10 protein-coding genes are annotated in these 12,291 nt (G+C 33.0%); 2 read left to right on the plus strand and 8 right to left on the minus strand.

From position 1 onward, the window contains the following. Positions 1 to 18 precede the first annotated feature (18 nt). From GOQ17_RS01880 to GOQ17_RS01895, 4 genes are all read right to left on the minus strand, one after another. Entirely contained in the window at positions 19 to 798 is a 780-nt protein-coding gene (locus GOQ17_RS01880; protein WP_159633989.1) for a DUF4843 domain-containing protein, read from the minus strand. Positions 799 to 802: 4 nt separating this feature from the next. Continuing rightward, the gene (locus GOQ17_RS01885; protein ID WP_159633992.1) at positions 803 to 2,269 is read right to left on the minus strand and encodes a RagB/SusD family nutrient uptake outer membrane protein; all 1,467 of its coding nucleotides are present in this window, start codon (positions 2,267 to 2,269) and stop codon (positions 803 to 805) included. A 12-nt stretch (positions 2,270 to 2,281) separates the two neighbouring features. Beyond that, positions 2,282 to 5,632: a SusC/RagA family TonB-linked outer membrane protein gene (locus tag GOQ17_RS01890; RefSeq protein ID WP_159633995.1), complete on the minus strand. Its 3,351-nt coding sequence runs from the start codon at positions 5,630 to 5,632 to the stop codon at positions 2,282 to 2,284. A gap of 103 nt (positions 5,633 to 5,735) precedes the next feature. After that, entirely contained in the window at positions 5,736 to 6,845 is a 1,110-nt protein-coding gene (locus tag GOQ17_RS01895) for a FecR family protein (RefSeq protein ID WP_159633998.1), read from the minus strand. A 141-nt stretch (positions 6,846 to 6,986) separates the two neighbouring features. On the opposite strand from GOQ17_RS01895, the gene GOQ17_RS01900 reads away from it, so the two are divergent. Then, positions 6,987 to 7,574: an RNA polymerase sigma-70 factor gene (locus GOQ17_RS01900; RefSeq protein ID WP_159634001.1), complete on the plus strand. Its 588-nt coding sequence runs from the start codon at positions 6,987 to 6,989 to the stop codon at positions 7,572 to 7,574. Between the two features lie 48 nt (positions 7,575 to 7,622). Here the strand turns inward: GOQ17_RS01900 and GOQ17_RS01905 are convergent, their stop codons facing one another. After that, positions 7,623 to 8,243: a porin family protein gene (locus tag GOQ17_RS01905; RefSeq protein ID WP_159634004.1), complete on the minus strand. Its 621-nt coding sequence runs from the start codon at positions 8,241 to 8,243 to the stop codon at positions 7,623 to 7,625. A gap of 121 nt (positions 8,244 to 8,364) precedes the next feature. Between GOQ17_RS01905 and GOQ17_RS01910 the strand changes: the two genes are divergently transcribed. Beyond that, complete coding sequence (locus GOQ17_RS01910; RefSeq protein WP_159634006.1) at positions 8,365 to 9,081, plus strand: 3-ketoacyl-ACP reductase; 717 nt, start codon at positions 8,365 to 8,367, stop codon at positions 9,079 to 9,081. Positions 9,082 to 9,131: 50 nt separating this feature from the next. Here GOQ17_RS01910 and GOQ17_RS01915 read toward each other — a convergent pair whose 3' ends face one another. The 3 genes from GOQ17_RS01915 to GOQ17_RS01925 all read right to left on the minus strand — a co-directional run bounded on the left by GOQ17_RS01915 (position 9,132) and on the right by GOQ17_RS01925 (position 12,026). Further along, complete coding sequence (locus tag GOQ17_RS01915; protein WP_159634008.1) at positions 9,132 to 10,745, minus strand: hypothetical protein; 1,614 nt, start codon at positions 10,743 to 10,745, stop codon at positions 9,132 to 9,134. 12 nt (positions 10,746 to 10,757) lie between these two features. After that, on the minus strand, positions 10,758 to 10,925 hold the full coding sequence (locus GOQ17_RS01920) for a hypothetical protein (protein WP_159634011.1): 168 nt from the start codon (positions 10,923 to 10,925) through the stop codon (positions 10,758 to 10,760). Positions 10,926 to 11,129: 204 nt separating this feature from the next. Beyond that, positions 11,130 to 12,026 carry a helix-turn-helix domain-containing protein gene (locus GOQ17_RS01925; protein ID WP_236537019.1) on the minus strand — a complete coding sequence of 299 codons (897 nt, stop codon included), beginning with the start codon at positions 12,024 to 12,026 and terminating at the stop codon, positions 11,130 to 11,132. Positions 12,027 to 12,291: the final 265 nt, after the last annotated feature.

Here is a 12,291-nt window from a genome sequence, read left to right on the forward strand (position 1 = left end):
GATTTCTTTAGTTAAATTCTAATAGCCCTTTGGTCTTGGTATGACTTCACCCAACTGTGGATTTTCTTCCATAAAGTATTTATACAATGGAATCAATACAAACTTTGTCAAAGTGTTATCAAAATCATAAGGCCATGATTCATTGATAACGGCTAAATCTTCCCCATGCACCGCTACAATAGCATTATATCTTGCTGGTTCAATGTTTTCTAGTTCTCTAAAAAATTCAATAAACTTAGCATACACTACTGGATTCCATCCTAATGTTCCTTTTGGTTGGCCTAATTTATCGGATGGCCAGCTAAATTCACCTCTCCAGTTCTTCCAATTAGGGCGATCGATGATATTATTAAAGTATACTACTACATCTTTAAAATTCTCGTTTACTGGTTCAAAATTTTCATTAGAGACTAATTTAATAGCAATTCGATACTCTTGATCACCAAGCTCATCTCTAATAATTTTGATAGGAACTAAGCCATTCAATGAATCCGCCATAATCACTAATGATTCAGGTATTGAGAAATGTTTTCCATGAACCGCAATTCCAGGCTCTGTAATTTGAATTTTAAATTCTCGATCTACATTGGACTTCATCCCCATCACCTTGACTGGTACTTCAATAGTATATTCTTTAATCTCTGCTTTAGTAACGCCAAAAGAGTATTTTATACTATCATTACTAAAGTATATACCAGGTTTTATATTATTATCTACTACGAATGTGTTCTCCTTACAAGAGTTCACCCCTATAATTAAAAATAGTAGAGATATGTGCATTAAAATATAATTCTTCATAATTCTAGTTATTAAATTCCTTTTCATCATTAGGAATAGGCCATACGTAAACTGTATTACTTGATGGTACAACGGTGTTGTCTGTCTTTACTATATCCTGGCTTAATCTTTTCATATTGAAGAATGTTTGTCCTTCACCAATGAATTCCTTATATCTTTCATTAGTAATTCTATCTAACGTTAAGTCAATTACAGGATTCTGACTCGCTAAACCCTGAAGACCTCGTGAATTCAAAACCATATCAAAATAACGAGTTGCTTCAGCTTTATCAGTAGTCAGTAAAGCCTCCGCCATGATGTAGTACATTTCTACTATACGTATTAGATTTATTCCGGTGATATAATTTGGATTTCTAGAATACGTATTTCCATCTACCTGATATTGATCAACTAACTTGATTAATCTGTCTTTGGCACCACTACCAGTAGTTCTTCTAAAAAATGCTGTAGTACGATAATCTACTCCAACTTGGCCTGTAGAGTATCCCGCTACTAATCCAGAACGCATATCATAGGAATAAAAAGATTCTGTATTAAGAAATCTTCTTCTGACGGTCTCGAAATATTCAGCATTAAATAAACCAAAAATTGCTTCTTTAGGGAACAAGACACCTCGGAATATTCCTGCATTAAATTCAGCCTGTTCTAGTAATGAAAATTTGTTCGCATCGATTACCTCTTTTGCATATTTAGCAGCATTTGTCATATCTCCTTTATAGTGATATACCCTTGCCAATGTTGCCTTCACCGCATATAGATTGAAATGAATTTCGCGATCTTTTATAAAATTATAATTTGGATTTACTTTTGGACTTGTAAATAAACTTTGATCATCAGATAACAATTGTTCTGCTTCTTTCAAATCAGTAATTATAAAATCATATACTTCCGAGGCTTTGCTAAATGGCGTAGCCTTCATAGAGAATGTTTTCGAGTATGGAATTCCATCAGCATTGGGATTATTTTGAATATTCTCCGCAAATAAACGCAATAAGTCAAAATGCATGAATGCACGTAAACCTAAAGCCTCACCCTTATATAAATTATAATATCTAAAAGATCCATCGTTATAATTTTCTAAATTTATTAGGATATTATTAACATTTGCAATATTAGTGTACATACTGCTCCAGACACTATTTATTACACTCTCGACATTAGAATTAGTATAATTATATGCGAGAGCATTAGTGACAAAATCATTACCCGAACTAACAAAATATTGAGCAGATAAGTCAATGAAATTATGTGATAATTGCGCTCCGTAGAGTGAGGCAGATGCTAGACTAGCATATACTCCATACATTGCGTTCTCAAAACCTGTTGCATTTACTAGTAATTTTTCTGCTGGCAACTCACCTTTGGGTCTGATATCCAAAAAGTCATCACATGATGATACTAGCCCTAATGAGCACAATGCCAACATAGACATTGATTTAGTGATATATTTCTTAATTGTATACTTTTTCATGTTATTAGCGTATTAAAATAGAATGTTAATATTAAAATCAACTCCACGGCTATATAAATATGAAGTTCCGCGCTCCATTCTTACTGTCGATAATCTGAATACATCATTCATACTCATACCAAAAGCTATCTTATTTGCTCCTATTTTCTTAGCCAAATTACTATCGAAATCATAAGCAAAATTCAGTCGATCTAGCGAAAGTGTGTTATCTTTTTCTACAAAACGAGTGGTGTGTCTAGGTGCTGTTTGATCTTTAATATCACGATAATCGGCTATATCCCCTGGCGTTTTCCAACGATCAAAAAACACTCGTTCATCAGCATTATACATTGGATTTACTCCTTCTACTTTTGTCGAACGTGTAACATTGTATACATAGCCCCCGTTACGTACCCCAAAATAAGCTGCCATAGAGAAATTATTATATCTCACAGTTGTAAATACATTTCCAGAAATTTTTGGCAACTGATCTCCTACAACTATTTTATCTGCAGGATCATACACAAATGTTCTATCACCATTTCGCTTAATAAAAATTTCTTGACCAGTAGCTGGATCAATTCCTCCTGATTGAACAACTTTTAAAGCAGTAGTGGATTGCCCCTCTTCAAATTGAGGTAATGGTGAAGTTGATGAAACACTATTATTGATATCATTTTGACGCTGTAGAGCTGATGAAATTTTGACAATCTTATTTGCATTATGAGAAAGAATAGTTCCTATTTGCCAAGACCATTTTTGATTTTTAATGGCAAAAGCATCCATACGTACTTCTACCCCTTTGTTTTCCATCTCACCTAAGTTATCTTTACCTGTAGACATACCTGTAGACGGAGCCAATGAACGATCAACTAACAAATCTGTTGTTTTGCGCAAATAGAAATCAGCTACAACATTAAATCTTCTGTTGAATAAACTAACATCAGTTCCAATATTGTAATTCATAGTTCTTTCCCATTTCAAATCAGAATTTCCGATTGCAATTGGTACAGCACCTATACCGTTTAGATAAAACAAATTTTGACCATAACGGTATGTAGTTAAAGCTTGATATGAATTGAAACTTACTTTGCCCGTGAATCCCATACTTCCACGAAGTTTTAACAAATCAAAAACTTCTTTATTAACAAAAGATTCATTGTGTAAATTCCAGCCAATACCGGATGACCAAAAATGACCATAGCGGTTATTAGCTCCAAATTTTGATGAACCAGAAATTTGATAAACTCCATCTAAATAATATCTATTATCATAGCTATAATTTAAATTTAAGAATCCTCCGACATCAGCATTCAAGTCTTGAGATCCTGTAGGTCTTTCGCCTGTTGGATACGTCGCAGCAAAGTTAATGAAGTCCATATCCTCCGCGTAAAAACCAATTCCTCGAAATGCTGCAGTCCTTAGATCCATTCTGGTGACAGTACCACCGACGTTAGACATTAGCAGATGTTTATCTTTCAATGTCTTGTTGTAAGACAAAACAACATTACCTGAATAGGTCAAACCTTCGAGATTACTTTTTGAATATGAACCTCTTCTTGTTAAATCTGTCTCAAATCTATAGGCACCTGATAGTGGCGATGTGTAATTGTCCGCATTATCTTGATTCAATGAAATATTCCAATGCGTAGTCAATCTAAAATTGTTATTAATATTCCATCTGGCATCAAAATCATTACTGATTAGCTGTGATTTATTTGTATTAAATGAGCCTAAAGTAGCTTCATAAAGTGGATTATTCATATTCCACGACAATACGGTTCTTAATTCTCCAAATTCATCATATAAACGATCATATGGATTTAATTGTGTGTATTGTGAAAAAGCACCATATGGGCTTGCCTTACTCTCCGTTCTATTTAATGTTGTACGATTATTAAATGAGAACCCTTGCGGTGTATAATATTCTAGAACAAAACCTAATCCAAATCTACGACGATAATCACCTTTCATCACCCCTTTAACATCAGCGTATCTTCCATTTATCTCATATCTAGTATTATTTGAACCACCGAATAATCTGACTGAATGATCATGGGTAGATCCTATTCTTGAAGGAATAGACATCCAATCAGTGTTTACTCCACGTTGAATCTCTTTGTACTTTTCATTGTAAAGTGAATCCAATGAATATTGCTCACTAATGTTAGATGACTCATATAATCCCCCCAGTCGTTCAAATTCTAGTTTTTGAGTAGGATTCAAAAGATTGTAATCTCTAAAATCTGGGAATTGAAGACTTGAAATTAGATTATATGCAACACGCATTTTGCCTTCTTGGATTTTCTTTCTTTCAATTACTATAACGCCATTCGCAGCTTTAGCTCCGTATAATGCAGCTGCTGAGGCATCTTTAAGTATCGTAATTGATTGAATTTCGTTAATATCCATATCGTATAAATCTTGGATTGTAACGATAGTACCGTCTCTAACTATTAAAGGAAGATTCACAGACTGATCGGCATTTGAAAAAGAAGTGACACCACGAATCAAAATATCTGGAACTCTATTTGGATTTGAACCAGCAGAATTATTCTCTAGTTGAACAAGACCTGGAGTAAGCATAGTTAATGCTTCAATTACACTTGTCGGAGCAATTGCTTTCAACTGTTCTCCTGTAAATGATTGAGAGGCTCCAGTAAAAGATTCTTTACTTTTATTAAATAACCCCGTAACAACTACATCCTCAATATTTGTTTCAACAGCTTTTAGTTTGATATCAATAAAATTATAATTTGGCAAATTAACCGTTCTAGGTTCCATACCTATATATGAAACCAAAAGTTTGTTATCACCTTCTTTGATATCTAACTGGAATACACCTTTTTCGTCAGTCATTACGGTGGCACCACTAGGCAATATTTGTACAGTTGCGCCAACTATATATTTCCCAGTTGCGTCATCAGTTACTCTTCCGCCAATAATAGATTGTTGAACTGAGTTCGAAAAATTATTCTGATGAACTATATTAAACTTTGATTGTACAACAATTGATTTCCCTTCAATTTTGTAATCCAAAGGTAACTGTCCGAAAACCTCATCTAAAACATTTCGAATAGGTTGATTCTTCGTGTTGATAGTGATACTTTTTGATTTTTTTAAAAGATCAGCATTTAAAAAAAAGTTATAGCCGCTTTGCTTTCTAATTTCCTTTAGGATTTGTTCTAATGATCCCTCCTTCACAGACAAAGTAATCTGTTGAGCTGCGCTCAGATTAGGCGTCATCAAACAAGTCATAGAAAGAATAAGAGCCGCTAATTTGCTCTTTCTCTTTAGTTTGTGTTTCATACCCTCCCCTAAGATTCGGCTATCAGAAACAATACAACTCCCCTTTAGAAATTCTTTTGGATTGTTTTTACTCATGTTAACTGGTTAGATTTTATTTACGTTTTACTTTTTTAATACTCCATGCTTAGTGACAAACATTTATTTTTTCCACTTATTCGTTTATTTTTTACTTTCCATATTAATCTATTATTAGTCTATTCACATTTCCATTTGAAACCAATTTAAATTTGATATCGCTTGTTAACTGTATTAGAGCCAAAACATCTGAAAGTGGTACATTACGATTCAATTCTCCATAAAACTTTGTATCAGGATATTTGTCAATATCAATCTTAATATCATACCATCGCTCCAGTTCCTGCATGATTTCTTTAAATGACGCATTTCGAAATATAAACAAGTCATTCTTCCATGCTGTAACCAATTCTACATCTGCATTTCTCAGCATTATATTCTGATTCGTAGAACTTATAACACCTTGCTGCCCTGGCTTCAACACCTTAGATTGCCCTACATTGTTAATTAACTGAACAGACCCCTCAACTAATGTGGTACGTTCATCTACAACATTGCCATAAGAAGACACATTAAAGTGAGTGCCTAATACCTTTATAACCTGATTGGAGGTCTTTACCTCAAAAGGAACACGTATTTGCACACCATTTTCTTGTACGAATAGCGGAGCAACCTCAAAAAAAGCTTCTCCTTCTAATTCAAGTTCTCTTTTATCCTTCGCAAAACGTGAAGGATACTTTAAGGTAGTAGCAGCATTCAACCACACTTTAGTTCCATCGCTTAATTCTACCTTATATTTTTTCCCTCTTGGGATTTGAATAGTTAGTGTGATGATTTCAGTTTGGCTCTCATGAACATTCGTTCCATCATCATATTGTATACCATTATCACCAATTGTAAGCCCATCCTTTTGATCATCTAGATAAATAACCTCTCCATTCTCTAATATTATTTTTGGAGCTTCATTATTTGGCAATACATTCTCTAATGCAATTTCATAAGATAGCGTAACGCTTTCCTTTCCATAATAATATAAGCCTACTGAAGCTATAAGTATAGCAACAGCTGCAGACAACCAATAACGTAACCGTCGAATCTGCGATTTAGGTCTTATAGAATTATATAATTTATTAATTTCTGTATCACTCCAATTATTAGAAGATTCAGAACTCGATAAATTCTCAAACCAATCATCAATCACTTTGCGCTCAGCTTCTGTAGCCGTATTATTCTTGTATTTTTCTAATAGTTTATTAAATAATTCTGATTTCAAAATTCAATCATTTAAGTACCACTTTACCCATATATCGCACAAGTGATACCACACACATAGTCCTTTTACATTTTTATTTAAAAAAATTCATTAAGTTTGCCAGCATTTAAGGAATAACATTCAAACTTTGTGAAATTCCCAATGAAAAAGGAAGATTTTGACTTATTAGAAGAGATTGGCCAAGGGAGTGAACAGGCGTTTGAAATATTATATAAAACGTATGCAAATATATTGTTGCACTATGTTTCTCATATTATTAAGGACAAGGAAATAACAGAGAATATTGTGCAGGATATTTTCATTTCTCTCTGGAGCAGACGTGAAAATTTAGAAATCAAAGGCGATTTGATCGCTTATCTGAAATCTGCAGCTAAAAATAAAATTATAAGTTATATTCGATCAGAAAACCTTCGAAAAAAATATATTGAGCATTTCAACATATTCATCTCGCAATATCAATTCGATTCGATAGACAATAGTATTAATGTACAGGATTTGCAGTCTTTAATTAAAGATGGAATTAAGACACTTCCACCAAAATGTGCTGAAGTATTTTATAAAAGTCGATTTGAGCACAAATCATTAGACGAAATTGCCGAGGAAATGAATATTTCAAAACGAACTGTAGAAAATTATATTACTCAAGCGTTGAAAAATTTAAGACTAATTCTTAAAGAATATAAATGGCTAATACCATTGATTTTTTCCGGAGGAAAGAACATCATATAAGAAAAAAGCCTTCTCTCTAGAGAAGGCTCCATATTCCAAATAATCTAATTAAAATTGAAAACCAATACCAACAGATAATACTCTATTTTTCACACTAAAACCCTCAACTTCTTTAGCCATATTTGCAAGTCCTAATCCATATCCAGCATTAATCAAAAATCCATTTGCTAATTTATACCCACCTAGAAAATTTAGACCAGCATCAAAAGCATTTAAACCCGAATCATCAAAACTACCACTTTCGCTTGCTCCATCTTCACTAAACTTTGCAGATAATCCATAAGCAGCATAAGGTCCTGCTCCCAAAAACACATTGCCTGAACCAGCAGGTATATAATACACAAAATTAACAGGCACTTCCAAATACATTAATGACATTTTACTATCATCTTGTACTTCTTCTTCACCCGAGCCAAATGTGGCTCCCTTGGAGCCTTTTCCTTGTAATGACAAACCTGGTTGAATGGATAAATTATGTGCAATATTTACATCAGCATAACCTGTAATATAAAAATTTGTCGATGCTTTACCATTTATAGATCCTCCATTATCTCCCGTTATACTAATCTTGGGAAAGTTAACACCCGCTTTAAGACCATAAGAAGTCTGTGCATACGAAGCTGAAGCAAATCCTAATGCCGCAGCCAATAAAAGTAAATTTCTTTTCATGTTTTATTTAAATAAGTTTCACTAAAATAAAATTAATATAATTAAAATAAAAATAATTACAAGTATTATTTCTTTGACATGGGGTTTACATTGATTTATATACATTTTAATAATTTTGAATATGGAAAATTTACAAGGAAAATATGCGCTAATTACTGGCGGTGGACGTGGTTTAGGAAAAGCAACTGCCATTGCCTTTGCTCAAGAAGGAATACATGTAGCCATTACTGGAAGGAACGAGTCTAATCTAATTGAGACCGTCAATGAATTGAAATCTTTAGGTGTAAAAGCCACTTATAAAGTTTTCGATATTACGGATTACAATGCTGTAGAAGAAGCTATTCAAGAATTAAATAATAATTTCGGAATCTTTGATATTCTGGTCAATAATGCTGGTATAGCCTCATTTGGCTCGTTGATAGATATGGATGTAAAAACTTGGACAGACATTATCAACACTAATTTATTGGGAACATATTATGTTACTAAAGCAATTTTACCTCAGTTGATTGAAAAAAATCAAGGTGACATCATCAATGTTTCGTCTACCGCTGGATTGAATGGAGTGGCAACAACATCTGCGTATAGCGCCTCTAAGTTTGGGGTTATTGGGCTTTCGGACTCATTAATGCGTGAAGTTCGTAAGAATAATATCCGTGTATGTACGTTAATGCCATCGACTATTGCATCAGATATGTCAAAAGATTTGAAATTAACTGACGGAAATCCAGATAAAGTATTACAGCCGGAAGATTTCGCTGAATTAATCGTTGCTAATTTGAAATTGCCACGCAGAGCAATGTTAAAATCAGCTTCACTTTGGTCCACAAATCCATAAACAAAAAAGGGCTTCAACATTCTGAAGCCCCTTACACACACACTATTAAATTATATTTTACTTTTTACGCAACGAATAGGATTAGATCTTTTGGCATGACTTGATCCTGACTCATTTTCTTTAAAATAACCACTTTCAAACTGATAAGTATAACCCAATTTGTTATCTCTTCCTGTATGCCAATATGAACCAATACTAGTTAGACCTTGGTCTCTACCTGAATTATACATTCCTGCATAAGGCAGAAACAAATACTTATCCTGATCACTTACTGAGGGTTGATCTTTTGTTCCAAAGTACATCCCATTTATTTTACTGCCATTTGGCGTCGTGTACTTGCCATCTTTATATTTGTGGGTATTATTCCATTTCATATCGAAAACAGCATAGTCTCTTAAGCTTTTAATCTCTGCGGGAGTAGGAACTCTCCATCCATCACCTATTTGACTGCATATATCAGTAACAGTTTCACCTAAAAGGACATCTACATCATTATGGCCTGGCTGATCTTTCATTGGGACTTTATAATAGCCCGTTTTAGATGCATTCTTATACCAATAATCACCATACTCGCCCTGATTATCAGCATGCGTATACTTATATCCATCATTTTGCTTGAGCGCAATAAGGTTGCCTCTTCCCCAAATTAGATTTCCAATAATAAATTCCTCATCTTCTGGCTTTCCTTTTTTTACTTTAATCTCTATATCATAGTATATCCCTGGCTGAAAATTAAAGTGTATTAAGGTGAGATTAGTTTTTTCAACGTTGTTTATTTTCAGAACATCAACACTCAAAGTCTGTACATCAGTACCATTGGTATATATTAATTGTTCCGGTGAGGAGACAATATTTCTATTGTAAGGCGGCTGAAATCCTATCAAATCTACTGTCACTAAACTTGACCTAAAGATTCGCTCCAACGAATTATCAGCAGTTTGGTTAAATTTAAAATTCACTGAATTATAGACATTTGAAATTTTAAATTTTCCAACATGTGCAATACTTCCGGCGTCAGTACTATTAATTGTAGTTGCTATCTTAGTAAATACATGTTTAAGAACGAACTCTAAATTATTTGTTCCACCACTAAGTTTGACATTTAGTTTAGTAGAATACATAAGATCTTTAATCCCATTTAGTTGAATCACTACATTTTCTAATGATGTACCAACCGCTAAATTTAATGCTGACAGCTGTTGAGTTTCTCCATAAGAATAAGTAATAAAACTATAATGCTGTCCCAAAGGTAGCTTAATATCGGTAGCACCAGCATGACCACTTAAAAAATCCCTACTCAAAATGAACTTATTTGAGGAATCGAAAATTAAAAGCCTTACTTGTACACCCTCGGATAATCGTTCTTTTTTATTTGGCTTCGGATTTATTGTTGTTCCAATTTTTTCTATATTTTTTTGGTTTGCCTTGATATTTACCGATAATATTAAATCATCTTCCCAAGGAATTTGAAATTCACGATTATCCTTCGTAGTTTGAAAATTGAAAGATGACGTTGCAAGAGTATTAGGAATTGTATTATATTCTACATCTAAAACTTTGACATTTAACGTAGCAATATTAGCAAAGCTATTTACCTCCTTTGTACAAGAGATCAAAATTATAGCAACAACGGAAAGCAATATATAATTAAGTAATCTATTCATCACAATTATAAATTACCACTCCAATTCTTTGGTTAAATCAGTTCTCTCCCACTCAGATTCGAAGAAACCAGATTCTGTTTCATAACGAATTTCTGCCACTGAACCAGCGGCAATCGAATATTCAATCGCAACATCATATACTGTAATAATAGGTCGAATATATTTTTTCTTTTCAATCATTTGAATGAATAGTTTAGGTCTTGCATATTAGATCGACATATGATAGCATGAATCGATCAATAGATTTTATGATTTAGGTAGATAATGTCATCATCACGACGACAATCAAATTTTATTAATTAATATTTCAAATTAGTATTATAAGTATATTGAAGCTCGCAAAATTATAAGTTTAGACTTCATCTCAAAGGTCAAAACGAATAATTAAATGGTAGATTCTGATAAATTAGCTTTTAACTGTTTTTTTCTAAAGGCATCAGGTGTCGTTCCAGCACTTTTTTTGAAAAACTTCGTGAAATTTGTAGGATCAGTGAATCCCAATGTATAGGCTATTTCCTGCACCCTATTTCTTGAAACAAATAATAAACGTTGCGCCTCTAACATTAACACTTCTTGTATTATATCTTTAGGTGATTTTTGGAACGCGACTCTTGTTGCCTTTTGCAAAGTGCTTTTCGATACATTTAATTCTTTGCAGAAATATTCAACATTATTTTTTACAGAAATATTCTTCTGAACCAAATTCTTATATTTGATAGCCAATTTACGATCACCGCTTAACAATTCACCCGATTCTAACGTATTTTTTTCGAATTTCAATGTCTGCAACAATACAGAAATTAGATGTTGGCGAATAATAGTAAAGCGTTCACCAGAGATATCTTCCGCATCCATCTTTAATAGTCCTATCAAATTCTTAACAATTTTTTGCTTTTTATCTGAAAGTGACATATGCATCGTTTGAGATAATCTATTCAAAAGATTCATATTGAATTTAAAACATTCCGCATTGGAATAACTATTAAAAAAAGTATCCGAAAACGAAATCAAATATCCCTCTACAGTATCCGGAGAAGCACATTGAAAGATTTGGCCAGGACTTATGAACATCACATCCCCAACATGTACATCCATACTTTTGAAATCAATATCAAATTTTGATTGCCCTGATGTAATGATCAAAATTGAGTAACAATTAACCTTGTAAGTAATACCAAAGTAATAATCTACCTCTTCTCTAAACTTACTGAAAGTCATGATCTTAAAATTTTGCCTTAAATCTCCCAGCAAAGTTCGCGACTTAAAAATAACCTCACTCATAAGTTGTACTAATTTTTTAAAAAAATTACAAGAGACATTTGGCTTTAGGTTTTCCAAAAAATCGACTTGTTTTTCATAGACAACGCAATAATATTGTTATAAAGAAAATGAACAAAGGCTTTAACTGAACAAACTTTATCTTGTAGCAATCCAGCTACAAACTAATATCAAACTTAACGTTAAACTAAAAAAACACAAGAAAGGGTTAAGTCCAAATTATTATCTATCAATACAAATCTGTTGAATTTTAGAAAATAGTTTATGT

Origin of the sequence: Sphingobacterium composti, assembly GCF_009829075.1 — a bacterium.
In the GTDB taxonomy this organism is placed as follows: Bacteria; Bacteroidota; Bacteroidia; order Sphingobacteriales; family Sphingobacteriaceae; genus Sphingobacterium; species Sphingobacterium composti.